This is a genomic window from Peribacillus sp. N1 (assembly GCF_054600815.1).
Window position 1 is genome coordinate 361,593 of record NZ_BAAHZO010000005.1, and the last position, 24,765, is coordinate 386,357.

Genomic DNA, 24,765 nt, shown 5'->3' on the forward strand with positions numbered 1-24,765 from the left:
AGTGTATAATCATTACATAAATCTTCATACGGTGGTGAAATTCATGATCCATGCTGTCAAAGATTTTTTATCCAGCTGCTTGCTGATTACCAGTTGGTTAATATTTGCGGTCAGCAGCATTTTTTTCGTCTTTTCGTTTTTTACCGTTTTTGCCATACCTATTTTCTTATTAATATTTTTTATCGGCTTCCTTTGTTTCCATATTTCCAAGAAACTGGACTCACGACGGGTTTCTAAGTGTTGAGATCTATTTATTCTACAATACTGGCGGTAAATTTTTTTGAATGCCATTTGACACGAATTATCCCCTACAAATTTATTCCGACGTGCAACCAGATTAATTGACCTACAACCAATTTTCGTCGCTTAACTTAATCCATAAAAAAGGAGCTGCAAATGGCAGCTCCTTTTTTTGTTCTCACATCTGCATTATCGTGATAAGGTACCTTGCAGACGATTTGTTTCGGCGATTACTTTTTCTTCATCGATCGTTAAGCAGCGGCCATCTTTCACGACGTTTTTGCCATCAATGTATACATCACATACATCATTTCCGCGTGCTGCATAAAGCAGGTGCGAATAGGCTTCACTCAATGGCTGAAGATGTTCTTTGTCATATGGGTAAATGGTGATGAAATCTGCTTTTTTACCAGCTTCCAGTGATCCTGTATGACCCATTCCTACTGCTTCGGCACCCATTCTTGTGGCCATGGCGAGTGCCGTTTGGGCAGGGAATTTAGTAGCATCCTTATACATTCCTTTTTGCAGTAATGCAGCTGTCCTCATTTCTTCGAACATATCAAAGTTGTTATTGGAGGCAACGCCATCTGTTGCCACCCCCACTTTAATGCCTGCATCAAGAAGGCTGACGACATCTGCTATTCCAGATCCGAGCTTTAGGTTACTGATTGGATTATGGGCAACGCGAACATCATGCTGTTTTAGGATTGCCCGCTCTTCATCATTGAGAACCACTCCATGTGCCATCACGGTAGGCTGATCGAACAGCCCTAGACGGCGAAGGTGCTCGACAGGACGGGATCCGTAACGTTTTTCGATGTCGAGGATTTCAAAGTCCGTTTCCGATACGTGAATGTGCACCATCAAATCATTATCTTTTGCAATCCGTGCACTTTCCATAATCGCTTCAGGTGTGCAGGCATATGGGCTATGTGGTGCGACCATTGTAGTCAGGCGGCCATCGGCAAACGTTTTATAGTTTTTTGAAAACTGCTCAGCTCCCATGAGGTTCGCCTTTTGATCTTTTTCCGTACCCAAGCTGAAGATCGTGTAGGAAAAGGCTCCCCGCATTCCTGTTTCGCCTATCGTCTCCATGACAGCACCCGCATCTATTCCATTAGGATTAAACATATCCGAAAATGTCGTGGTTCCTGATTTCATCATTTCCATGATGCCAAGCTGTGAACTTACAGAGGCGATTTCCGTTGTAAACTGGCTTTCGATCGGCCATATTTTCGTTTCAAGCCATGGCTTCAGCAGCATATCGTCCCCGATACCGCGTAAAAGGGTCATTACAATATGCGAATGGGCATTCACAAGGCCTGGCATAATCCATTTCCCGCCAAGGTTGACCACTTGATCTGCATCTGCCAATTGTTGTTCATCATGCTGGCCGATGTAGGATATGGTATGATCTTGTACAATCATCATGCCGTTTTCAAAGATTTGATTTTCCTTGTCCATAGTAAAAAATGTAGCATTCACATATATTGTTTTCATAAGTATTTCCTCCAAAGTCTTCACATGTATTAACATGTTCTATTCCGCATTCTAAACTAGCACCTTACATGTAATCAAGTAATTCCATATTATCAAGGGACATTTCCATTTACCTTAGGAACCTATTGGAAGTGCTCCAAGATGAATGCTTCTTCAATTACCACCACATAGTGGATGCCTATTGCAAAATCAATTGCTTAAAAATATCTTCCCTCTATTGCCTGTGACAATCATGGCTTCTTTCACATCTTGAAGACCATAGTAGGAATCCGGCATCATGAATTTCACCCTTTTATCAGCGATGAACCCCATCAAAAGATTAAACGTTTCATGCCAGGTTTGAACGGAAGCCTGCTGATTCCAATGCCGAAGATGAAACATTTTAACATTCACTTTTGTCCTTTCGGAAATTTTTGCCCAATTCACAGGCTGTCCCGATAAAAGGCCAATCGTTAATAAGGTGCCATTTGGCCGAACGCAAAAAGCGAGTTCTGAGCCATCGATGCCGCCCACTGAATCTATGGCCGCTTTCGCTCCGCGCCCATCCGTCATTTCCATCACTGTATCATGCAATGATGATCGTGACGTATCGATCACATATGAAGCACCAAGTTTAAGCAGTTCTTCCGTATACTTATTGTTTCTCGTTACAGCAATCAGCTTAAATCCAAGAATTCTGGATAACTGGGCAAAGATGCGGCCAATGGAAGATCCGCAGGCATTTACTAGTAAAACATCATCCGGTTTCAATGTTAATACTTCTGTACAGATTAGCCATGCGGTTATCGGGTTTATATATAATTGCGCTGCTATATGGTCCTCAAGTGAATCTGGAATGACGATGGCCAGCTCCGCAGATGTTTTAACATAATCCTGCCAGGTCCCTTCACCGCGCAAAGGCAGAACACGCTTGCCTATCAGTTCTTTCGAAACCGAAGCACCCACCTCTTCGACAATGCCGACCCCTTCATAACCAGGTATGGAAGGCAAGGGAATTCGGTGAGAATATGCACCGCGAATGGGCAGCAAGTCAGACGGGTTAACGGGACGTGTGGTCATCCGAACGAGGACTTCCCCGTTTAAAGGTTTTTGAATAAGTTTATTTTCAACTTTTAAAACCTTTTCCGGATTCCCAAACTCATAGAATTTAACACATTTGGCTTCCAAGATACTAAGTCTCCTTTAATATATATGTCTATCTATTCTATCATTTATACTCTTGATCTAAAATATCTTAACTATCCCTCTCAACATCGTAAATAAGCAAAAAAGCCAACAATGAATATGTTGACTTCTGTAATTCGTTATTCCATCCGGCACGATCGTCGTTAGTTTTTCTAATACTCTTTAGATAAACCAATTGGAATGCATAGGGGCGTTTGATCTACTGGATTTTCAATAATACAGCATTCCAGTCTGAAGACGTCCTTGATCATCTCTTTTGTGAATACTGTTTCAGGAGGTCCCTCTTTATAGATTTTTCCCTTCTTAATGCTAATCAGGTGATCGGCATACTGTGCCGCTTGATTCAAATCATGCAGAACCATGACTATCGTACGTCCATAAGTTACGTTTAAATCGCGCAGTAATTCCAATATTTCAATTTGGTGCGCTAAGTCGAGATAGGTTGTCGGTTCATCTAACAGTAAAAGGTCGGTTTCTTGTACTAAAGCCATCGAAATCCATGCCCTTTGCCTTTGTCCTCCAGATAATGCATCCAATGTCCGATCAGCAAACTCCGTCATTTTTGTTGCTGATAATGCACGGTCGACAATCCTATGATCTTCCTGGGTTTGTCTAGAAAATAAGCCCTTGTGCGGATGCCTGCCATAATAGCATAGTTCTTTAACGGTTATATCTTCCGGAGCTTCCGGAGCTTGGGGTAAGATGGCCAATTTCTTCGCCACTTCCTTGGAAGACTGCTGATGAATTGCTTTTCCATCTAAATAGATCGTGCCTTGCTGAGGCATCAATAATCTAGCTAGAGACCTCAGAATGGTTGATTTGCCACAGCCATTGGAGCCAATGATTATACTGATCTTGCCTTCGGGAATTTCTAAATCAATATTTTCAATAATTTGAGTTGATCCATAAGAGAGAGAAAGATGCTCTGCTGATAATGTTGTCATGATATTCAGCCTTCCTTATGTTATTTTTCGTTCACGGCGTAATAGATATAAAAAATATGGTACACCAATCACCGCAGTGATGATTCCGGCGGGTATTTCTATTGGAGGGAATAATCCTCTTCCAAGACTATCGGCAACGAGGAGAAAGATAGAACCGAAAATAGCTGAAGCAGGAAGTAATACCTTGAATTTTGACCCTACCATCCTCCGTGCAATATGGGGGGCAATTAAACCAATGAACCCGATCGAACCAACCGCTGCTACACAGACTCCGATTAATATGACAGAAACACTTAACAATATATAACGCAGTGATTTTGATCTTTCACCGAGACCTGTAGCTATATCGTCTCCAAGACTCAGTACATCCATTTTAGACGTCAATGCAATCAATACAGGTACAAGCACAAGACATGGAAGCAAAATGAATACTTGATCCCATCCTCTTCCCCATAGACTGCCAGTCAACCACAGCAGTGTCGTGTTTACATCATCCGGGAACTTGACCATGAAATACTCTATGCCAGCTTGACATATGGCCCCTAAAGCGATTCCGACCAAAGCTATCGTATTTGGTTGAGCTCCTTTTTTATAAACAAATATCATCAAAATGGCCGCCATGACCGCAGCGCCGATAAAAGCTGAAAGAGGCAGTACGATAATGGGCGATTGCGGAAATAAAACAATGACGATAACTGCTGCCAATCCGGCCCCTTTTGTTACCCCAATCACATCTGGAGAAGCCAGCGGATTTCGAAGGACTCCTTGCAGAATGGCTCCGGCCGTTGCCAATCCGGCCCCCACTATCACGGCAATTAGAATGCGCGGTATGCGATAGTTGTGCAAAATGAATGTCTGACTTTGCATGCCATTTCCAAGGAAATTTTGGAGAATTTCTAAAGGTGAAATATAAATGGCCCCTAAGCCCAGGCTCACCATTGCTAAAATCAGCACGGTAACCGTCAGCAACAGGATAATAGAATACGGGGGCAAAGTTGATTTCAACCCAAATGTCCGTTTTAGTTTCATTGCTTAATATTCCTCCCTTTCTTAGCTAAATAAAGGAAGAATGGCGCACCGATCATAGCGGTTACGATGCCTACCGGCGACTCAAAAGGATAAGCGATGAAACGTGCGAGAATATCTGCGTAAACTAAGAGTAAAGCGCCGAATAATGCAGAAAAAGGGATGATCCTTCGATAATCCCCGCCCACCAGCCTCCTGACGATATGAGGAATGATCAATCCCACAAATCCCACTGGGCCTGCGACGGCAACCGAAGATCCTGCCAAAATGATCACCAATATTCCTGCTAAAATACGGATTCGATGCACCCGCTGCCCAAGTCCCTGCGCCATATTTTCTCCTAAGACAAGGATCGAAACAGATCGAGAGAACATGGCAGCAACAAGCAGCCCGAAAAGAGACCAAGGAAGGATCATGTTCACGTGAGCCCATGTTTTTCCATTAATAGACCCGACTAACCAATAGAGCACATCTTTCGCTTGTTCATTAAAGATGATCATGCCTTGCGTTAAGGAAGATAAAAAAAAGTGAACAGCCATTCCAGCCAATGCCAGCTTCACTTGGGTCATTCCTCCCCCCGAAGCAAAAGAATAGACTGCCATCCCTCCCACTGCTGCACCAATGAATGCAACGCAAACTAGAGACACGGAAGAAAGGTTAGGAAAGAAAACAAAAACTGACACAATAAAAAATGAGGCACCGGCATTAACACCAAACACTTGTGGAGAAGCTAATGAATTCCGGGTAATAGCCTGCATGAGAGCACCCGCTACCGCTAAATTGGCACCGACCAACGCTCCAACTAAAGCTCGTGGCAATCGAAGAGTCCTTATAATAGTCTGTTCCTTGGACGAGTCGGCCTCAAAAAAGGACTTCAAAACCATTGATGCATCAATATCGGACGCTCCCACAGAAATACTCGTCAGGATACCTAAAATTAACAAAACGATCCCAGCTATAGCCGTACATAACACTTTCAGTTTACTTCTACCTACAGTTTCCATTTTCTATACAACACACTTCCTGACAAAATTTTAACCTAATGGAAAGCGAAGTAAGAATGGGATCTCTTACTTCGCTTTTGTTCGTCTATTCTTCTCCAAGCATTTTTAAAGTGTCTTTAGCAATGGCCTCTGCGGATACAACACCGCGGTATCTCGTCCATAAATCTCGATCAACACTATACACTTGTCCGTTTTTTACAGCCTTCAAGTCTTTCCAAAGAGGATTGTCTTTCCACTCATCAGTAAGTAACTTACCCTCATTGTTCGCTAAAAGCAGCACATCCGGATCAATCTCGACAAGCTGCTCCAGATTCATTTCGGCATGTGGTAGTTCCTGCTGAATGGCATTTTTCAATCCCATGCGCTCAAGCAATTCTCCATCATACGAAGATGAAGTATGGGCTTGGAATGAAGTATCTCGTACAACTGCTGGTAAAACCGTCATATTTGAATCAACAGTAAGCTTTGATTTAAGTTCCTTAATCGTTTTTTCATGCTCGCTCAATCTATTTTCTGCAGCATCTTCCTGGTTTACTGCCTTTGCAATCGTTTTAAAAGAATCCAGATTTTCTTGATATGTAGATTCCCGACTTTTTAAGACAACGGTAGGAGCAATCTGCTGTAAATCTTTATAAATCCCTTTATGTCGCTCAGCATCTGCAATGATTAAATCCGGCTGTAAAGAACTGATAACCTCTAAATTAGGCTGCTCACGTGTTCCTACGGAAGTATAATCCATTTCTTGACCAACAAGTTTTGTAATCATATCTTTTTTGTTGTCATCTGAAATCCCGATAGGTTTTATCCCTAGGGCATTTAAAGAATCAACGAAAGATAACTCAAGCGTAACTATTTTTTTAGGAGTGTTTTTAATTTCCGTTTCTCCCATTTCATGCTTAATCGTCCTTACTTCTTGATTCTTTGTTTCGGCAGATGTCTTCTCTGCCTCCGTTGTTTTTTGAGAATTATTACATCCTGTTAACACCATCATAATCGTAAATAACAGGATGAATGCTCCTCCCCCAAATGTTCTTACTTTTCTAGATTCTCTCATTTTTTGCACCCTTTCCGTCATCTATAACTACTTAACTTCTTATCCGACGAATACATTCATAATTGAAAATGATTATCATTATCCTGTTGTTATGATAAAGTCATAGATTGATGCGGTCAATATTAATGAAATTTTGTGAATAAAAATCATTATGGCCATTAAGACAATCTGCATGCATTTTATTGATAATGTGAAGTAAATTGGACCCTATGATAGTCTTAGATTATCAAGATTTACCAGCGTAGATTTCCACTGCAGGCACTCGCTTTCCGCGGGCGGTCCGCGAGCCTCCTCGCCTTGCGCCTGCGGGGTTTCCCTTGACGCGCTTTTCCCGCAGGAGTCTCGCACACCCGCTCCCATCAACTTTGTTTTGAAATTTTAGGTAATACCTTTTTTGTCTACAAACTCAAATATTAACTAATATTGGTTTGACGCTCAGCCTTAAATGACAGATAGTTGTTTTATTTAATATAGGATCCGACTCAAACTAAAAAAGAGCAAACCCGTTAAGGTCTGCTCTTTCCTGTTTCAAAGAATCATTTTCTATTAATCAGCATCTCTTCAAGAGGAAATTCTTCATTAGAAGCTTCTTTTTTTGAGCGTTTTATGGAGGTTTTGATAAGAATGGTTGAAGCTATTGATAATGCCCCCATGATCAGGTAACCTGTGGATCTTGAAAACACTTCAATCAAGATGCCAATTAGGACGGGTCCCAAAAACATTCCAGCCGAATATAAACTTTGGAACAAGCCCATTCTCGTAGATTGTTTAATCTCCGGGATATTTTCAACAGCCCAGGAAGTGACGACCGTAAAGATCAGCCCGTAACCAAAACCTTGGAATGCCTGCAATAGAAAAAGCATCGTTAAATTTTCAGCATAAGGAATCAATATGATGATGACCCCTTGTAATACCGCTCCCAAAATCGCCGTATTCATTAAACCGATTTTTTTATAAAAAAGGGCTCCGCATAATCCTGCGGCTAAGCCATATATGATCAGGTGTGTGTTTGCCAGCATGCCAATCAATAGCGGATTTGCTCCAAGGTCGGTAGCAACTAAAGGTGTGAACGTATCCCTTGTTCCAATGGTGACCATCAAAGCAATCGTTGCCAAAACGGAAATGACCCAGATTTTTTTATCGGTGATTTGCTCAACAAGTATTTTCTTATCGTATTTTACTTTTACCCCTTTAATGCTGAGGTCTTTTGTGAAAAATGTTAAAACAAACGCAAGTATGGCGGCGGCCACCGCTACTAAAAAGCTATACCGATACCCATAACTATTGGCCACTAATGCACCGATGGTTGTCCCTAGTATGGAGCCAACCGGCGATGCAACACCCAATATCGCCACTGCTTTTGCAGCTTCCTTCACACCAAAATAAGAGGCGAACATAACATTGTAAATAACCCAGGTGGAACCAGTTAAACCATCCGAAATTTTCCCAAGGTACAATGTGGTAGCATTTGGTATGAAAAAGGCTAGCGTCCACATTACAATGGTTATCAGCAACCCCATTTGGATAAACAATCTTCGTTTATGCAGCATATCCGAAAATACACCTATCGGAAGTCGTGTCAATAAGGCCACAATCCCTGAAATTCCGATTATACTGCCTATAATAACTGAATCGAACCCAAGATCCTTAGCATAAGAGGAGATAAATGGATCAAATGCGGTAATGGTGACAAAGAACAACAAGCTAATGATAAAGAATAAGATGGTTTCTTTCCGATTATTAATTTTAGTTTTGTCCATATATTCCACCCTTTCATTCCCCTCCCTTTCGTCCCACTGGACAGAAAGGCGATGCTATTAGTATTTACACATATTCTCATATATTTTTCAGGGTTAGGATCTAATCTGCAGATACTGCCCATCCACCTGAAACTATTTCAGGCAGAATGGTAGTATCCATTTCTTCAAGGGGCTGCACCAGAAGCATGCTCCTTAATTGAATGCGTTTTCAGCAATCATAATCATTTAGAAGCACACTCTGTCAACCTGACTGTAGCCGATAATTTATGGCCTTCCAAGCCTTCGATTTCGGATTGATCTTCCGCATGGGATGCCAGGAATTGAATGCCTTGACCTGTGATTTCCTGATGTGTCATGACTTTCACATAACTTCCTGCCCAAAGTCCCCCTGTATATCTTGCTGCCTTTTGAGTCGGCAATGTATGGTTCGTTCCAGATACTTTGTCAGAGAAGACGACGGAACTTCCTTCATCAAGGAACAATGATCCATAATTATTTAGTTTATCCATCAATTCGCGGCTATTTTTGATATGCAAATGTAGATGTTCAATGGCATAATCATTGCAAATATCCAGTCCTTCTTGTAATGAATCTGCATAAATGATTTCCCCTCTTTTTTCCCATGATTCGTGTGCAGGGGAAGATGGTGAGAATGTTTTCAAAAATCCTTCGATTGCTTTTTCTGTTTCTTCGGCAACCGTTCTGGACGTTGTGACAAGAATGGCCCGTGCGTACGGATCGTGTTCAGCCTGGGCAAGTAAATCGGCCGCTATTTTCTGAGGTGAAGCCGAATCATCAGCAAATACCATCACTTCACTCGGTCCGGCAATAAGGTCTATGCCCACTTTACCGAACACCTGACGTTTTGCTTCAGCGACAAACCGGTTACCTGGTCCAGCGATGATATCCACTTCCGGGATGGATTCGGTTCCATATGCCATGGCAGCAATGGCCTGCGCCCCGCCAATTGCAAAAATGTCTGTTGCACCGGAGCGAATCAAGCCATATAAAACGGCCGGATGGATGCCGCCTTCATAATTGGCCGGGCTTGCTGCAACGATCCTTTTTGCTCCTGCTACCTTTGCCGGGGCAACGACCATGGGTCCTGATGATAATAACGGGAATCTCCCGCCTGGAACATAAGCCCCCACCTTTTCGATTGGTACGATTCTATGACCCATTTTAATACCCTCGCCAAAGTCCTTTTCGAATGGAGTTAGGCAGTTCAACTGTGCTTTAGCAAAATCGGATACTCTTTCCACGACTCGATCGATCAGCACCTTTACCTCTTCTGGAAGAGTCCTGATACAACGCTCGATCTCTTCTTCACTAACCCGGACAGGACGATCGGAATCACCGAATTTTTTTTCATATTCCCGTACGGCATCATCCCCGCCTGCTTTTACATTTTCAATAATGGACTTCACCGTTTGTTCCACTTCATGTGAAGAGGTCTGTTCAACTACGTCCGCTTTTTTCATATATTCCATCCTATTTTCCCCCTAATCGTTGTTTAGTAAAGTGACGGCTGCAGAACAGCCGTCAACTGGCCAATCATGATACGCCGGTAAAATTCCCGTCATCGATTGTGGATTCTCCATCTTGTTGTGATTCGTTTTCATCAGGCAAATAAATCTGACGCAAAACTTCCATTCCATCAAACAATAGCCATTCCTCCGAAATTTTTTGATTGCGTATTTTATAGTGGCTGATGCCGGCAATATCAATGGCTTTTCCGCTAGGGGCTCCGAAGTATCCCGTTCCTTCGTGCACTCCTTGTATTCTCCAGCGAACAGCTACATCCCAATCACTGTCAGAGCCGCGTCTATTACAAGTTACCCTCTCAAGAATCACTTTCCCATTCGGTATGGAGGCAAAGAGGCTCATGAACATTCCTTGAATTTCACTTACTCCGATTACATCCTTGTTGCAGACATAATGAACGACTGCATTTTCCTCATAATATTCCCGAACAAAATTAAATGAGCGCCGAGCCCAAATTCGATTGAATACAAGCTGCATGAACTCCCCTATCTCAAACTCATCAGAAGATGGAGTGAATAGTTTGGGAGGAAGCCCCGTTTCTGCTGTCTCTTTAAATCCAAACTGTATCGAAGGAGCAAGCTTCTGCGTACTTCTAGCCATTTTTTTAGCAAACTCGACCGGATCCAAGCCAAGTTGCAGGACAAGATGATATGTATCCATCACAAGCCATTCTTCGTATATCTTATTATTTAAGATCATACAATCAGCGCTTGTTCTGAACATCACTTTCTTTCCGGTGGCAGGACCGTATAAACTATCTCCAAGGTTCGTTGCAACTGAACGTCCCCGGTGTGAAGTGAAAAATCCTGCTTCATCATCCCCTGACCAGATTACACTCCATCCCAGCCCTTTCCGATCCGGAAAAGCATGCAAGGTTTGCAGCGTACCTGAGATGACTTCGTTAACCCCATGGCTATTGATCAACCCTTTATGAACGGATATGCTTGTGCTATACGTATCGTATATAAGTCCGATGTCTTTCTCTTTCCAGATTTGACGTGTGATTTTCACAATATAATCAACGATGTTGTTGTATTCCGGGTCAAAGCCGTTCATCCTCTGTTTCTTTTGATTCGTTTCTTCTATATTAATGTAATCATAATCATCTTTTGTATCGAGCATATTAACGTCTTCAGCATCCGCATAGAAGATGAAGTTCGGTGTTTTCTTGACCGGTTGGCTTGCATTCGTTGCTGTTTTTTCTTCTTTTGGAGCTACTTGCACTGAACCTGTCTTTTTGTCTGCCATTATAACCATCCTTTTCGTTTAAATAGTTTCGTTGAAATGCTGTACTTCTTGTAAAGTCATTTAACAGATTGAGTGGCCTTGCTTACAGAGACAACATCATTTAACGCAGACGTAATCACATTATTCAATATGACCCCGACATATTGGGCGCCTTTGTCAAAAGCCGCATTAGCGGCAGCGCTGTTACTGGCAACGGTACCAATTGGCATATCGAGCTCTTTCCCTTTTATGAACAGTTCATCGATGACCTTTTGCACTTCAGGATGACTTGCCCCTTCTAGTTGGTATCCCATGTTCACCGAGAGGTCTGTAGAACCGATAAATGCCAAATCAATACCAGGAACTGTTGCAATGTCTTCAAAATTGTTTGCTGCAGCTAGCGTTTCAATATGCACAATTATCATAACATTTTCATTACTCTCATCTAAATAGGGTTTTCCGCCATCTTTTCCGTAACGCGCCGGTCTGGTGGAATACGACACTCCTCTATTTCCATATGGAGGGAATTTAGCCCGCTTAACAACCTCAAGTGCCTCTTCTTTTGTATTGACCATTGGTACTTGTACACCTTTTGCTCCGCGATCTAAAGCCTTTTGAATACTGGAAGGGTCATATGAAACCCGGACGATCGGGACAAGCCCAATAGAATCTGCCGTACGGATAATGTTTTCAAGCTCTGATGCACTGAATGCACCATGCTCGTCATCAATTACGACGAAATCAAAGTCGGCATAACCGAGCATTTCGACTAATGGCGGGGAATTTATCCCTAAAAATGCACCAAGAACTTGTTCCCCGCGTTTGATTTTTTCCTTTATGGCATTATTCTTCATCGTCTTCCCTCTCTTTCTACAGACTGTATCTTGTTCAATCCAGTTCCCAGCATTTCAATTACATGACAGCCATTCCCTCAATGCAGCGCTTACTTTTTCAGGCTGTTCCAAAGGGCTTAAATGGCCTGAATGACTTATGATTTCAAGATTCGCCGCCGGGATGTTTTCCGTTAAAAACTCGGACATGTGCAGGGGGCACACCCTGTCTTCCCTTCCTACCAAAATCATGGTCGGGCATGAAATAGTAGAAAGGATGGGACGTTGGTCAGAGCGCGTCATCACTGCTTTTAACTGATTGATATATCCTTCGATCCCGACTTTTTCAGCCATATCGATGATCGTTGAAACTAATCCTTCATCATTTCTTCGGTCTGGGTGGATTAACACCGTCAGAAGGTGATTGATAGTAATATCCAGAAATTGACCGTTATTCGCCATATCGATGAACCTCTCCCAACCTTCGATTTGTTCAAGGCTTGGAGGGTTTGGATTCGTATCAAGCAACGCTAGCTTTATGACCCGTTCTGGTGCTATTCGCATGATTTCCAGAGAAATGATGCCACCCAGGGATAAACCTGCAAGTGCAAACTTATCAGGTGCCTCTTCCAATACCGACTTTGCGATTCCTTCTATAGTATCAGCCTTCGATACATCACAGACTTTTACATCAGCAAGATCTGATAGGTTCACCGTTTCCCATAGACGCTCATCACAAAGCGTACCAGGAAGCAAAATGAGCGGGACTTTAGCCATTCTTATTTTTCACCCATTTTCAATTTATCGGCAATTTCCTTTTCAAGTTCTTCAAAGTTATCCGGTTTAATCATTTTGCCTAAATCATTGGCAAAGAATCCATATTCAGCTGCATCCTTGATCACTTTTGGTGACCAGTAAGGGTCTTTTCCATCAAATACTTTATGTTGTTCAAGAACGGCGAAGATCCAAGCATCTTCTTCACTGATGTTTTCGAAACCTCTCCATAAGCCTGGCGGTAATGAAATTAAGTCCCATTGATCGATGATCGTTTCGCCATCAATTTCATCAGGGCCCTTCCCCCAGTAAAAACGCCATTTTCCTGAGAGAGGAAGGAAGGATTCAATGTAATCATGCGTATGGTAAGCAGGACCGTTCCCTTTTTGGGCTTTCACCATTCCGATTTGAAAACCATGCGGCTCGGTAATTTCAGGAGTGAAATTATCATTTTCGCTTGCTGTATCACCAATTAATGTATAGTTGATACGTTGATGACCCGGAATGATACTATCAATGAACATTAACGGTATTCCTTTTGATTTCATTTGATCAAAACGGACGATCCAATTGTTTTCCATTTCCTCATTCGTAACCGCTTTTTTTACTTTAGGCTCTTGTACTGACATTTTAATTTCCCCTTCCGTGTTCGTTGATTTTTTTCATTTCTCAATTTTCATGACATATCTATTTAGAGGGTAAAGACGGCTAGTTTTAATTCAGTCATTTCCTCGACTGAATACTTAATACCTTCCCTGCCAGTCCCGCTGTTTTTCACACCGCCATATGGCATGTGGTCGACCCTGAATGATGGGATGTCATTCACGATGACACCTCCGACCTCAAGCCGTTCAACAGCATCAAAAGCTTTAGGCATCGAAGTTGTATAGACGCCTGCTTGGAGGCCGTATAAAGAATCATTCACAAGATCGATGGCTTCATCCCATGTGCTATAGGAATTCACTGAAACGATGGGGGCAAATGCTTCTTGGCAGCTTACCTCCTGTTTTGACCCCGCATTCTTGATAATGGTTGGATGAAGGATTGCACCTGCTCTTTGACCGCCATATGCGATTTCCGTTCCAGCGGTTCTAGCAGATTCGATCCACCCTTCCACTCGTTTTGCTTCATTTATACTGATCAACGCGGAAAGATCTGTATCTTCTGATTCCGGATCTCCAAATTTTAGCTGCTTCGTCTTTTCGGTAAACTTTTGCAAAAATGACTCATATAAATCTTCCTGTACATAAATTCGTTGGACAGAGATGCAAACCTGACCTGAATAGGCAAAGGAACCTTCGACACAGCGCTGTGCAACGGCATCCAAGTCAGCAGCACTGTCGATAATGACAGCAGAATTGGAACCAAGCTCCAATGTCACCTTTTTCAAGCCAGCTCTTTCTTTGATCCCCAAGCCGACTTCGACACTTCCTGTAAATGTGACCATTTTAATTCTCGGATCAGTGACCAATACATCGCCAACGACGCTTCCTTTACCTGTAACAACATTCAGGGCGCCTTTAGGTAAACCTGCTTCTTCAAAAATTCCGGCTGCGGCCAATGCACTAAGCGGTGTCTGTGAAGCCGGTTTTAAAATGACCGAGTTGCCTGCAGCAAACGCGGGACCAAGCTTATGTGCCGCTAAATTAAATGGAAAGTTAAATGGTGTGATGGCAGCAATGACGCCGAGCGGTTCACGCTTTGTATAAGCAAAGCGGCCCTTGCCATTTTTAGCGGCATCCATCGGAATCGTTTCACCATGAATCCGTTTTGCCTCTTCTGCTGCAAACTTGTATGTTTCAATCGTGCGTAAAATTTCGCCCCTTGCCGCCTTTAATGGCTTAGCATTTTCCTTAGCGAGTATTAATGCACATTCCTCAAGCCTTTCCTTGAAAATTTCGGCTGCACGTTCCAAGATATTGGAGCGCTCAAGGGCTGTTAGCTTTTTCATTTCTTTTGCACCTTGTTCCGCACATTCTATCGCTTTTAGTACCGTCTCCTTTTCTGCCAAAGGCACTTGCGCGATCACTTTGCCGGAATAAGGGGACCGAAGATCGTAATGATTCTTTCCTGCCAGCCACTCGCCGCCGATGTATAATCTCTTTTTATCGGAATTTGTCTTGATCAAGTCAGTTTCCCACCCTTCCTTTAAAGGCGCTTTGATAGATTCCGAGAATCTTTTGTTCATTTAGCTTATAAGGAGTGTTCGATAGCAAGCGATCAATTTTGGCCGCCTGTTCCGCCAGCATCGGTAATGAGTCCTCTTCAATCCCAAGTTCTGATAACGATGTAGGTAAATCAAGATCCTCCAGAAGCTGATACATATAATCAACAACTGCCTTCAATGCTTCGCTTGGCTGTGATTTGAAATCACCCAGCTGTAAAAAGGACGCTACCTCCATCATTTCTTCCGTGCATGTTTTCCCAATCACTTCGAAAACGAATGGCATTAAAAGGGCATTTGCGACACCATGCTCAATATGATATTTACCGCCTAGCGGATAGGCCAGTGCATGAACCGCCCCAACCCCTGCATTTGCTAGAGCCACACCCGCTAATGAACTTACCCAGCTCATTCCTGTCCGTGCAGCCAAATCATTTCCGTTATGGACAGCTTTCGTAATGTTCGAAGGAAATAGTTTCATTGCTTTCTCTGAATAAACTTTCGTAAGCGGTGTAGCCTTGATGGCAATATAAGATTCGATGGCATGTGTAAAGGCGTCCACTCCTGATGCCGCAGTAACTCGTGCCGGGCAGGAAATGGTCAATTCCGGATCGATGATCGCTACATCCGGAAGGAATACCGGGCTTACGATCCCTCTTTTTACTTGCTGCTCTTCATCACCGAAAATGGCATTCATCGTCACTTCCGAACCTGTTCCTGAAGTTGTCGGCAAAAGAATGCATTTAACCGTTCTCGATTTCACCACTTTTTCACCGTTTAGATAACTTGTTATATCGTCTTTCCCGCATAAAGCTGCTGTTGCTTTTGCTACATCCAGCGCACTTCCCCCGCCGATTCCGATGATTACATCACATTTTTCGGCATCCAGCGTTAGTACGGCCTCCTTCAATAGCTGAAACGTCGGCTCTCCCGAAATCTCCGTATATGTAATGGTTGGTACGGATAGAGGCTTAATATGATCCAACACTTTTTGAACAACGCCAACTTTTTCCAGACCCTTGTCACTTACAATCGCAACCTTCTTGGCTCCCAGCTCTTCGATTTCCTTTACTAACGTCGTAAATGCCCCAACACCAACCCGGAAAACTGTCGGCATTCGAAAATCTTGGATTATATTTTGAGCAATAGACATGATTACCCCTCCTTTGAATACGTATTCAAAAAACTCACCAGACAGTCCAACCGCCATCAACCACCAATGTTTGACCTGTCATCATATCTGAACAATCCGATGCCAGATAGACCACGCCGCCAAATAAATCCTCCGTTTTAGCAAGTCTGCCAAGCGGAATTCTGCTCAATACTTCAGTTTTGAACGTTTCATCTTCAAACATCGGCTTGGTCATCGGTGTTTCAATGAAAGTTGGAGCAATGGCATTGACATTGACCTGATATGGTGCCCATTCTATCGCAAGCGCTTTTGTCAGCTGTGTAATTCCGCCTTTACTGGAGGAGTATGCAGCCCTTTTGTAATAACCGACGAATGCCATTTGCGAAGACATATTTATGATTTTGCCTTTTTTTTGGTCGATCATATACTTCCCTGCAGCTTGGCTCGTAAAAAATACACTTTTTAAATTAATGTCCAGTACTGTATCCCAATCTTGCGATGTCAGCACTTCAGCTGGCTTTGCCACGTTAATTCCTGCATTATTTATTAAAATATCAATCTTACCGAAGTGTTTGTATATCCCTTCCATTACATCCGCCGTTTCCTCAACCTTTGTTAAGTCAAATGAAACGGGTAAAACATTTGCACCGGTTTGCCCAATTTCATGTGCAGCTTCTTCGAGTTGCTCTTTATTGCGGGCAACTATCGCTATATCGGCTCCGGCCTGCGCAAGCAAATGGGCTAAGTCTTTACCGATTCCTTTACTTGCGCCTGTTATGATAGCCACTTTACCGCTTAAATTAAATAAATGATTTATATCCAATCTATCACCTATCTTTACCTCATCGAGGCGATTTTTTTACATTCAGGCATTTGGCATTTTGGTTTTGAATACGTATTCAAAATTATGCAAAATACTTGTTAGCGATTACAAATTACAATATAAACAACTTTCTGACTTTTGTAAATAGTAAAAATAATATTAAGTCTAAAAAACTTTAATTTATATATTAAAAGTGACCGATTTCTTTATAAGGAGTGTTAATAAAAAATACACTTAAGGCCCAACCCAAAACCTGCCTTTACCCTTAGTCTTGCATGGGGGCAGGCCCTGTTGTTTTACGGACCATCAATTCAGGCTTAAGAAAAATTTGTATAGATGAAGATGATGTTTCTTTATTTTCTATGAGAAAGATTAGTTTTTCCAAAGCTGTTAAGGACATTTGATCCATTTGTTGAGATACTGTGGTCAGCCCTATAAATTCATTAGAGGACAATCTTATATTATCAAACCCAACAACGGATAAATCAGCAGGGATTTTCAAATTCAGACTTGAAGCTGCATCTAAGACTGCGAGAGCCATCTGATCGGATGCGGCAATGATTGCAGTCGGCCTGTCCTTCTTTTTCAGCAGTTTTTTTGTAAATGAATAAATCTTGTCATAGGAAAATTCGCTATTGAAAATCAAACCTTCATCAATCTCATATCCGTTCTCCATCAGCTCTTCTTTATAACCTACCGTTCGCTCATATGTTGCCAAGTATTTGGATGGGCCGGATATTTTCGCTATTTTTTTATGTCCTAATTTTATTAGATGCTGAACAGCGAGCCTGGCACCTTTATTATTGTCCATTACGATAAAGTTAACGTCCTTGATATCGAGGAAACTATTATATAATAATACGGGAAATCCATTATCATGTAACTTCTTAATTTTTTCAGTATAATTTTTACTAACGCTTGTAAGGATGATTCCCTCTACCCTTTTACCAATCAGCAAATTAATGGCTTGTTCCAAGTTTTCATCTTTATGCCCCGTGTTGTAAACGATGACATCATATTTTAATTCTTGTGCCCTTTCTATGATGACTTCCGCCGTTTCGGCAAAGAATGGATTTGAAATGCTACCCAATATCAACCCTATTGATTTGGTTCTTTTTTCAACGAGGCTTCTCGCTATTTCATCCCTTGTAAATCCCAGTTCATTAATGACAGCAAGAACCTTGTCACGCGTATTTTTCTTAATATATGGGTAATCATTCAGCACCCTGGAAACGGTTGATTGTGAAACACCCGCTATTTTGGCCACATCTTCTGTCGTCACTCTCTTCATGCTTCATAAATCCTTTCTACGTCTAGTAATTGTTATCCTAGGAAACTAAAATAACGTATTTATATCAATATAAACATTATGATTTCCCTTTAATATATCATAATATTTAAAATTTTACTTCCAGTTATGGAACTGTTTTGGGTTTTGGATTGTGTGAGGTTAAAATTTTTGGAAAATAAAGTGAATGAAGCAGCTTTTGTAGCTTTTCTTATCCTATAGGAAAAAGAGCCGATCTTTAAGATTGGCTTCAGACTGGAGACAAGCTCGATATTAATTAAGTGGAACGTAGGGTACTCGCTTTCCACGGGAGTCTCGTACCTACCGTTCCAATCAACTTTGCTTAAAAACTTAGATGGATCTCCTTTTGTCTACAAACTGCTGTAACTTCTAGAATATAGACAAATTAAAACACGTTCCAGTTGATTTTAGAAATCCGCTCCCTTTCCGCCTACTTTCTGCCAAGCGACCTTGGCTAGCCATTTATTCGGCAGGGATGTCGCAAATTTCTTCAATCCATTGAATTCATCTGTGTAAACAAGTAAGCAAAATGATTTGTATAATAAATCTTATTTTTTCCGTAATATGTTAAAATATAGATAAAACAAGTATTTGGAGGAAGCATTGGGCTATATGATTAGAAATAAATATTTGAAAATTATAATACCGTTAGCTCTCATTGTAGCCTGCGTTTATTGGTATTACTCAAGTATCGTAATATCGGGAACTTCAGACAATGGGATGTGGAAGGTAACTTATTCGAAAAATATAGATCCCAGCGAACCATATGGATGGGAAGGTCATTTAAAACAAAGAAAAAACGATAATGCAACTGTAAAAGCCATTGTAGTTGAAGTAAATGATAAAGTTAAAACACGTATCGATAGTTTTGAAGAAGGAAGGGCGGAAGATGGCGAAATTACTGTTCTGCATCCTTTTTCAGATGATTTTTCCTTAGGACCTAAGCCATCAAAAGGCACAGTTGTGTCCGTAGTTTGGGAACATAATGGTAAAATTCATACCGATACTGTTAAAATTAGGTAGAAGTAAATAAAAAACGTTCGGCGTTGATTTCAGAAATCCGCTTCCTTTCCGCCGACTGTCTGCCAAGCTTCCTCGACGCAAGCGTCTGTGGGGTCTCGGCTAGCCAGTTATTCGGCAGGAGTGTCGCAAATTTCTTCCATCCTTTGAGGGTTTCATAAAACAGTTTAAAACCATTAAGGAATCTTGTTTAATATCAAGGTCCGGAATGATACCATTCCGAACCCCTTTTGTAGACATAATTAAGTTGTCAAAACTTACACGTTGTTTGGAACGTAAGGCACTCGCCCTTCCAGGTTTCAGTGAAACTTAGCCTTTAAAAAGCGATACAGTCCATCTTCTCGATATGAATACTCCGTCACTTCATCGGCTTGTTCTTTGACAAGGTCAGTGGCGTTTTTCATGGCAACGCAATGTCCGGCGAGTTTAAATAGCGGGAGGTCATTTTCGCCATCGCCTACTGCCAGGATATTTTCGGGTGCTAGCTGAAAATGTTTCAGCAGCAGTTGAACGCCTGTTGCTTTTGTGATGCCTTCCACGGTCACTTCTACATTATGATGGGTCGAGGAAGCTGTGGTAAAGGCATTGTACTGCTTGATTTCCCCCAACTCCGCTTTCCATTTTCGAATCGTATTCATTTCATTGCTGAAAAAGTAGATTTTGGCGACGCTCTTTATATCCAGTTGTTCTGACCATCTTATTTTGTCTTCGACTGCATCCTGTCTTGATAGCCATTCATTTTCATCGACTGTCTCAGGTTTTGGTATCAAACCTTGTTTAACCATATAGTCTTTATCTTTAAGTAATGCCATCCGTGTGCCTTCGTTCGGATGAACTTCGTAAAAAATCTCTTCCGCTCCTGCTTTGGCGACCAATTCTTCGACAAGTTCCGTCGACAGGGCGTGTTCGACAATCTGTTCCTTTCCGATGAATACGGACATTCCATTGGCGGTGACCATTCCATCAGCCTCCATGCCGGCCGGCAAAACGTCCCTCACCTCTTCCAGCGTTCTTCCTGTTGCAATGAAAATCAGCTTACCGCTTTCCCTAAGTTCGCCTATGTATTGTTCCAGCGTCTCATTCACAGTATTTCTTTCGTTCAATGTCGTGCCATCCAAATCGAGCACAATTGCTTTGTTCGCCATGCCAATCACCTCAAAAATCAGAATGATGATGAAAATGCCAACAGCCCATTATCTATAAGATCTTAGGCTGTTGGTTTCATTCATATATTTTTATTTCTGTACCTTATCAGTATAACAGTTTAGGATAATCCTAAAAGTTTCATGACACTCAGGATCAAGAGACCTACCACACCGAAGTCCGAATCACCAAATGTGGTGCCTTCAAACCCTACATCCCCCAAGAAGACCAGGAGTATTGCCGGCAGGAAACTGATGATGAGTCCGTTGGCAAACGATCCAAGCATCGCTCCGCGTCTGCCGCCCGTGGCATTTCCGAAAACACCAGCTGCAGCTCCGGTGAAGAAATGCGGTACGAGCCCTGGAACGATTACTTTCAATCCAAGTACCGGAAGGAGGAACATGGATAATAGTCCAGCCAAGAAACTGAATAGAAACCCGATGATCACTGCATTTGGAGCGAATGGAAAGATGGTCGGACAGTCCAATGCAGGTTTTGTATTCGGTGCCACTTTATCGGCAATCCCTTTAAATGCAGGGACGATTTCAGCAATTAACATCCGTACTCCTGCAAGGATGATGTAGACTCCTGCAGCAAATGTTATCGCCTGGATGAAAGAGAATACGATGAAGTTCGAACCGCCGGATAATTCCGTTTCAATATAGTTCTGCCCGGCAAACAATGCGACGATCACGAAGAACATCGTCATCGTAAGCGATACAGCGACCGATGTGTCCCTCAGGAATCCTAAAGACTTGGGAACCTTGATTTGTTCTGTCGTTTTTTCCTTATTTCCAAACCATTTTCCCACAGTCGCGGATACGAAATATCCGATTGTCCCGAAATGGCCGATGGCAAAATCATCGCTGCCGGTAATCTTCCGTACGTATGGCTGAAGGAGGGCTGGGAACAACACCATGCTTACTCCTAATAGAATGGAGCCGACCAAGATAAGCGGAAATCCGCTGAGCCCGCCGACGGATAGGGTGACTGCAAGTAAACAAGCCATGAATAAGGTATGGTGTCCCGTTAAAAATATATATTTAAATGGCGTGAAACGAGCAAGTAAAACATTGACAACCATCCCAAATACCATAATAAGTGCAGTCGAAGTCCCAAAATCACTTTGGGCGGCTGCGACAATGGCTTCGTTATTCGGTATGACGCCTTGTACGTTGAATGCATGATCGAACATTTTACTGAATATATCAAGGGCGCCAATGAGCACTGCCGCTCCCGCTCCGATGATAATGAAGCCCATGACGGTTTTTAGCGTTCCAGATACGACATCCGCACTGGATTTCCGCTGTAACAGCAGTCCAATGAGGGCAAACAGCCCCACAAGTATGGAAGGTGTACCCAAGATGTCATTCATGATAAGTTCCAGCATTGCCTCTCCCCCTCTTCTTTATGTTTTCTTCTTATAGATGTGAAGCCAATTTCGATGTGATTTCAGGAATGCTCATCATGTTTTCCAGTGTAACGATCGTCCGGGTTCCATCATCCAGCTGACCGACAATATCCGCCGCTCCCAGGAAAATATCAGCCTGAACCGTTTTTGCGGATGCCAGATCCGTATGATCCACCTCGGCTGTCTTCCCCATTTCCGTCAATGCTTTCTTCACATTCATCTCCATGATGAAGCTGCTTCCCAATCCATTACCGCATACTACCATGATTTTCTTCATATCAATCTCTCCTTTTTTTATCCTACGTGCATTTCCAATTTAGATTTGATTTCAGGGATGCTCATCATGTTCTCCAGTGTGACGATCGTCCGGGTTCCATCATCCAGCTGACCGACAATATCTGCCGCTCCCAGGAAAATATCAGCCTGAACCGTTTTTGCGGATGCCAGATCCGTATGATCCACCTCGGCCGTCTTCCCCATTTCCGTCAATGCTTTCTTCACATTCATCTCCATGATGAAGCTGCTTCCCAATCCGTTTCCGCATACTACCATGATTTTCATTCCGCTTCCTCCTTTGAATATTTATGAACGTACTCCATAAGGACCGATTTATCTGAAGTGCTTAAGATTTCTTCTATATTGGCCGGCTCATTCAATAATTGAGTGAGCTGGATCAATGCCCGCAGATGCGAATCGTTATCTACGGCCGCCAAAATGATAATCAGGCGGACCGGTTTATCCGGCGCAAAGTCCACGGCTTCCTCCAATTTCAGCAAACTCATGGATAAAGACCTGACCCCCTGCTCCGGACGTGCATGGGGAATCGCCACTCCAGGCGTTATCACTACATATGGTCCATTCGTTTCTATGGCCTCGATCATGGCATCCACATATCGTTCTTCGACGGTACCTAAGTCCACGAGAGGCTTGGCCGCGACTTGAATGGCTTCTTTCCAATCGGAAACTTGCTGCTGTAATTGGATCGTTTGCATATTGAGCAGTTCTTCTAACACAGGCTTCTCTGCCTCCTTTAAAGAAAATTGGGTTATTTTTGGTGTATGGGTATACACATTCGATTTCAAAGCCTTTTCAAGCTGATCCTGTTCATGGATGGTTGCATACTTGGAAATGATCTTTAATAAAGCTGCAACATCCACACTTTCCGTCGTATATCCATACAATTCCTGCATGACCTGCTGGCGCAATGTATGTTTGTCCTGCATTTCCAAAATCGGCGGTACAACGAATAATGCCGCTTTTGTTCTCATATGCACCGTCGAGAAAACAAGATCGTACGACAGCGGGTATTCAGCCGCATTCCTAACGGACAAAACATCCAGGAACAAAATATCAGGAAATAATTCCCTCAATGTATAAATGAGGATATTGCTGATGCCGATACCATTCGGGCATACGACAATCGCCCGTTTTCGATCATCCAATGTTGTTCCTTGCCTGCGCAGCCAGCCGCCAAAATAGATCGTGAAATAGGCCACTTCTTCTTCCGATACTGGACAGCCAACCTCTTTCTCCAACACCCACAGGGATTTTTTTGTCAAATGATGCAGTTCGGGATATACCTTCTGCACCCGTCCCGTCATCGGATTCATTTGCGGGAGACCATACCGCAGGCGATAATATGCAGGTTTAAAATGAACGTATAATTGCTGGCATAGCTGCTCTTTGTCTTTCAGGTGAACAAATGCCAGCCTCTCGAACTCTTCCACGATTTCCTGCAAAAGGTGTTGAATGACTTCATCATCCTTAAGAGGGGAAATATCCTTCGTTCGATTCATGCTCAATAAATGTAAGGCTGCGTATAAGTTTTCCGTTTCGCTCCATACTGATTGAAAGGCATTCGTCCTGGTCATCTCCTCAACCAGTTTGTATTCTTCCGTCGCAACAAACGGCGCCCAGCTCTGGTCGGCCTGTAACTCTTCCCCTTTTCCTATGAGCTGATCTGTACATAGAAATAAATAGCTCAGTTCATGAAGCCGTTCATCCGTAAAGGTGATGCCCAATTTACGTTCAGCCCTTTCAAGCTGTAACCGGATCGAGCTGATTTGCTTTTCATGATTTCCCCATATGCACTCCATGATCCAATCACTATTGGAACTGTTCAGTACATCATGCACGAGACGTTCAATGATATATCTCTTTGTTCGGCTTTCCCCAATCACCACGTAGCCATCTTGTTTGGAATACTGTATCTTGAGCGATATGTCCCTGTTTTTATCTTTAAGTCTTTTTAAATCCTTCAGCACCGTATTTCGCGAAACCCCGGTGATCGTCTGGAAATGATAGACGGATAATTCTTCTTGGCTTAACAGGATCATGAGGTAAAAAACCTTTTCCCTATCTGTCTCTGAAAATATATAATTGCGTTTTGTCAGTTTTACATTCAATTCTTCATCCCTGATTGTTTCAGAAAAGGAGTAGCCCATTTCACGATTATATTGAATCGGTTGATATCCATGAAATTGGAGCCAGTCATTCGCTTTGCTCAATCCATATTGGATTTGCCTTCTCGTCAGACCTGTTTGGGCTTCAAGCTCTTTCATTTTTGAAATGGGCGAATGCTGTAATAGTTTTAGTAAATTGGCGCTTCTTTCATCTAAAAACATTCTCAATCCCTCTCCCTGCTTCTACGATATCTCACTTCTTATTAAAAATG

General features: G+C 42.4%; 23 protein-coding genes. 1 reads left to right on the forward strand and 22 read right to left on the reverse strand.

Annotation, left to right across the window (positions count from 1 at the left end):
* Positions 1-24 precede the first annotated feature (24 nt).
* The 17 genes from ACYP5M_RS20260 to ACYP5M_RS20340 form a co-directional block, all read right to left on the reverse strand.
* Positions 25-291 carry a hypothetical protein gene (locus ACYP5M_RS20260; protein ID WP_230177182.1) on the reverse strand — a complete coding sequence of 89 codons (267 nt, stop codon included), beginning with the start codon at positions 289-291 and terminating at the stop codon, positions 25-27.
* Positions 292-429: 138 nt separating this feature from the next.
* Complete coding sequence (locus ACYP5M_RS20265; RefSeq protein WP_434168699.1) at positions 430-1,740, reverse strand: amidohydrolase family protein; 1,311 nt, start codon at positions 1,738-1,740, stop codon at positions 430-432.
* 189 nt (positions 1,741-1,929) lie between these two features.
* On the reverse strand, positions 1,930-2,907 hold the full coding sequence (locus ACYP5M_RS20270) for a zinc-dependent alcohol dehydrogenase family protein (RefSeq protein ID WP_434168698.1): 978 nt from the start codon (positions 2,905-2,907) through the stop codon (positions 1,930-1,932).
* A gap of 170 nt (positions 2,908-3,077) precedes the next feature.
* Positions 3,078-3,869 carry an ABC transporter ATP-binding protein gene (locus ACYP5M_RS20275; RefSeq protein WP_459735448.1) on the reverse strand — a complete coding sequence of 264 codons (792 nt, stop codon included), beginning with the start codon at positions 3,867-3,869 and terminating at the stop codon, positions 3,078-3,080.
* Between the two features lie 15 nt (positions 3,870-3,884).
* On the reverse strand, positions 3,885-4,898 hold the full coding sequence (locus ACYP5M_RS20280; RefSeq protein WP_434168696.1) for a FecCD family ABC transporter permease: 1,014 nt from the start codon (positions 4,896-4,898) through the stop codon (positions 3,885-3,887).
* A complete protein-coding gene (locus tag ACYP5M_RS20285) occupies positions 4,895-5,899 on the reverse strand; it encodes a FecCD family ABC transporter permease (protein WP_459735449.1) in 1,005 nt (334 codons plus the stop codon). The genes ACYP5M_RS20280 and ACYP5M_RS20285 overlap by 4 nt, the downstream gene beginning before the upstream one ends.
* A gap of 85 nt (positions 5,900-5,984) precedes the next feature.
* A complete protein-coding gene (locus tag ACYP5M_RS20290) occupies positions 5,985-6,953 on the reverse strand; it encodes an ABC transporter substrate-binding protein (RefSeq protein WP_459735450.1) in 969 nt (322 codons plus the stop codon).
* Between the two features lie 536 nt (positions 6,954-7,489).
* Positions 7,490-8,713, reverse strand: coding sequence for an MFS transporter (locus ACYP5M_RS20295; protein ID WP_101224458.1), 1,224 nt, complete (start codon positions 8,711-8,713; stop codon positions 7,490-7,492).
* A gap of 221 nt (positions 8,714-8,934) precedes the next feature.
* The gene (gene hisD, locus ACYP5M_RS20300; RefSeq protein ID WP_459735451.1) at positions 8,935-10,203 is read right to left on the reverse strand and encodes a histidinol dehydrogenase; all 1,269 of its coding nucleotides are present in this window, start codon (positions 10,201-10,203) and stop codon (positions 8,935-8,937) included.
* 64 nt (positions 10,204-10,267) lie between these two features.
* A complete protein-coding gene (locus ACYP5M_RS20305) occupies positions 10,268-11,506 on the reverse strand; it encodes an ester cyclase (RefSeq protein WP_260356787.1) in 1,239 nt (412 codons plus the stop codon).
* A gap of 56 nt (positions 11,507-11,562) precedes the next feature.
* Positions 11,563-12,339 (reverse strand): HpcH/HpaI aldolase family protein, encoded by a 777-nt coding sequence (locus ACYP5M_RS20310; RefSeq protein ID WP_434168691.1) that lies wholly within the window; start codon positions 12,337-12,339, stop codon positions 11,563-11,565.
* Positions 12,340-12,393: 54 nt separating this feature from the next.
* A complete protein-coding gene (locus tag ACYP5M_RS20315) occupies positions 12,394-13,092 on the reverse strand; it encodes an alpha/beta fold hydrolase (protein WP_459735452.1) in 699 nt (232 codons plus the stop codon).
* Between the two features lie 2 nt (positions 13,093-13,094).
* Positions 13,095-13,718 carry a cupin domain-containing protein gene (locus ACYP5M_RS20320; protein ID WP_063594732.1) on the reverse strand — a complete coding sequence of 208 codons (624 nt, stop codon included), beginning with the start codon at positions 13,716-13,718 and terminating at the stop codon, positions 13,095-13,097.
* Between the two features lie 62 nt (positions 13,719-13,780).
* Entirely contained in the window at positions 13,781-15,214 is a 1,434-nt protein-coding gene (locus ACYP5M_RS20325) for an aldehyde dehydrogenase family protein (protein ID WP_459735483.1), read from the reverse strand.
* Between the two features lie 4 nt (positions 15,215-15,218).
* Complete coding sequence (locus ACYP5M_RS20330; protein ID WP_101224354.1) at positions 15,219-16,406, reverse strand: iron-containing alcohol dehydrogenase; 1,188 nt, start codon at positions 16,404-16,406, stop codon at positions 15,219-15,221.
* 34 nt (positions 16,407-16,440) lie between these two features.
* Entirely contained in the window at positions 16,441-17,208 is a 768-nt protein-coding gene (locus ACYP5M_RS20335; protein WP_434168689.1) for an SDR family NAD(P)-dependent oxidoreductase, read from the reverse strand.
* 265 nt (positions 17,209-17,473) lie between these two features.
* Entirely contained in the window at positions 17,474-18,499 is a 1,026-nt protein-coding gene (locus ACYP5M_RS20340) for a LacI family DNA-binding transcriptional regulator (protein WP_101224356.1), read from the reverse strand.
* Positions 18,500-19,129: 630 nt separating this feature from the next.
* On the opposite strand from ACYP5M_RS20340, the gene ACYP5M_RS20345 reads away from it, so the two are divergent.
* Positions 19,130-19,540 (forward strand): hypothetical protein, encoded by a 411-nt coding sequence (locus ACYP5M_RS20345; RefSeq protein ID WP_459735453.1) that lies wholly within the window; start codon positions 19,130-19,132, stop codon positions 19,538-19,540.
* A gap of 296 nt (positions 19,541-19,836) precedes the next feature.
* On the opposite strand, the gene ACYP5M_RS20350 is transcribed toward ACYP5M_RS20345, so the two are convergent.
* The 5 genes from ACYP5M_RS20350 to ACYP5M_RS20370 all read right to left on the reverse strand — a co-directional run bounded on the left by ACYP5M_RS20350 (position 19,837) and on the right by ACYP5M_RS20370 (position 24,715).
* Positions 19,837-20,682 (reverse strand): HAD family hydrolase, encoded by an 846-nt coding sequence (locus ACYP5M_RS20350; protein ID WP_434168688.1) that lies wholly within the window; start codon positions 20,680-20,682, stop codon positions 19,837-19,839.
* A gap of 119 nt (positions 20,683-20,801) precedes the next feature.
* Positions 20,802-22,070 carry a PTS ascorbate transporter subunit IIC gene (locus ACYP5M_RS20355; protein WP_459735454.1) on the reverse strand — a complete coding sequence of 423 codons (1,269 nt, stop codon included), beginning with the start codon at positions 22,068-22,070 and terminating at the stop codon, positions 20,802-20,804.
* A gap of 31 nt (positions 22,071-22,101) precedes the next feature.
* Positions 22,102-22,368 carry a PTS sugar transporter subunit IIB gene (locus tag ACYP5M_RS20360; protein ID WP_048883161.1) on the reverse strand — a complete coding sequence of 89 codons (267 nt, stop codon included), beginning with the start codon at positions 22,366-22,368 and terminating at the stop codon, positions 22,102-22,104.
* Between the two features lie 17 nt (positions 22,369-22,385).
* Entirely contained in the window at positions 22,386-22,652 is a 267-nt protein-coding gene (locus ACYP5M_RS20365; RefSeq protein ID WP_048883162.1) for a PTS sugar transporter subunit IIB, read from the reverse strand.
* Positions 22,649-24,715 carry a BglG family transcription antiterminator gene (locus ACYP5M_RS20370; RefSeq protein WP_459735455.1) on the reverse strand — a complete coding sequence of 689 codons (2,067 nt, stop codon included), beginning with the start codon at positions 24,713-24,715 and terminating at the stop codon, positions 22,649-22,651. The genes ACYP5M_RS20365 and ACYP5M_RS20370 overlap by 4 nt, the downstream gene beginning before the upstream one ends.
* Positions 24,716-24,765: the final 50 nt, after the last annotated feature.

Coding starts and splice junctions, on each gene's coding strand:
- ACYP5M_RS20280 (WP_434168696.1), bottom strand. CDS start 4,898: ATGAAACTAAAACGGACATTTGGGTTGAAATCAACTTTGCCCCCGTAT.
- ACYP5M_RS20330 (WP_101224354.1), bottom strand. CDS start 16,406: ATGTCTATTGCTCAAAATATAATCCAAGATTTTCGAATGCCGACAGTT.
- ACYP5M_RS20290 (WP_459735450.1), bottom strand. CDS start 6,953: ATGAGAGAATCTAGAAAAGTAAGAACATTTGGGGGAGGAGCATTCATC.
- ACYP5M_RS20315 (WP_459735452.1), bottom strand. CDS start 13,092: ATGGCTAAAGTCCCGCTCATTTTGCTTCCTGGTACGCTTTGTGATGAG.
- hisD (WP_459735451.1), bottom strand. CDS start 10,203: ATGGAATATATGAAAAAAGCGGACGTAGTTGAACAGACCTCTTCACAT.
- ACYP5M_RS20275 (WP_459735448.1), bottom strand. CDS start 3,869: ATGACAACATTATCAGCAGAGCATCTTTCTCTCTCTTATGGATCAACT.
- ACYP5M_RS20370 (WP_459735455.1), bottom strand. CDS start 24,715: ATGTTTTTAGATGAAAGAAGCGCCAATTTACTAAAACTATTACAGCAT.
- ACYP5M_RS20295 (WP_101224458.1), bottom strand. CDS start 8,713: ATGGACAAAACTAAAATTAATAATCGGAAAGAAACCATCTTATTCTTT.
- ACYP5M_RS20260 (WP_230177182.1), bottom strand. CDS start 291: ATGGCATTCAAAAAAATTTACCGCCAGTATTGTAGAATAAATAGATCT.
- ACYP5M_RS20305 (WP_260356787.1), bottom strand. CDS start 11,506: ATGGCAGACAAAAAGACAGGTTCAGTGCAAGTAGCTCCAAAAGAAGAA.
- ACYP5M_RS20320 (WP_063594732.1), bottom strand. CDS start 13,718: ATGTCAGTACAAGAGCCTAAAGTAAAAAAAGCGGTTACGAATGAGGAA.
- ACYP5M_RS20285 (WP_459735449.1), bottom strand. CDS start 5,899: ATGGAAACTGTAGGTAGAAGTAAACTGAAAGTGTTATGTACGGCTATA.
- ACYP5M_RS20345 (WP_459735453.1), top strand. CDS start 19,130: ATGATTAGAAATAAATATTTGAAAATTATAATACCGTTAGCTCTCATT.
- ACYP5M_RS20360 (WP_048883161.1), bottom strand. CDS start 22,368: ATGAAGAAAATCATGGTAGTATGCGGTAATGGATTGGGAAGCAGCTTC.
- ACYP5M_RS20355 (WP_459735454.1), bottom strand. CDS start 22,070: ATGCTGGAACTTATCATGAATGACATCTTGGGTACACCTTCCATACTT.
- ACYP5M_RS20310 (WP_434168691.1), bottom strand. CDS start 12,339: ATGAAGAATAATGCCATAAAGGAAAAAATCAAACGCGGGGAACAAGTT.
- ACYP5M_RS20340 (WP_101224356.1), bottom strand. CDS start 18,499: ATGAAGAGAGTGACGACAGAAGATGTGGCCAAAATAGCGGGTGTTTCA.
- ACYP5M_RS20265 (WP_434168699.1), bottom strand. CDS start 1,740: ATGAAAACAATATATGTGAATGCTACATTTTTTACTATGGACAAGGAA.
- ACYP5M_RS20365 (WP_048883162.1), bottom strand. CDS start 22,652: ATGAAAATCATGGTAGTATGCGGAAACGGATTGGGAAGCAGCTTCATC.
- ACYP5M_RS20350 (WP_434168688.1), bottom strand. CDS start 20,682: ATGGCGAACAAAGCAATTGTGCTCGATTTGGATGGCACGACATTGAAC.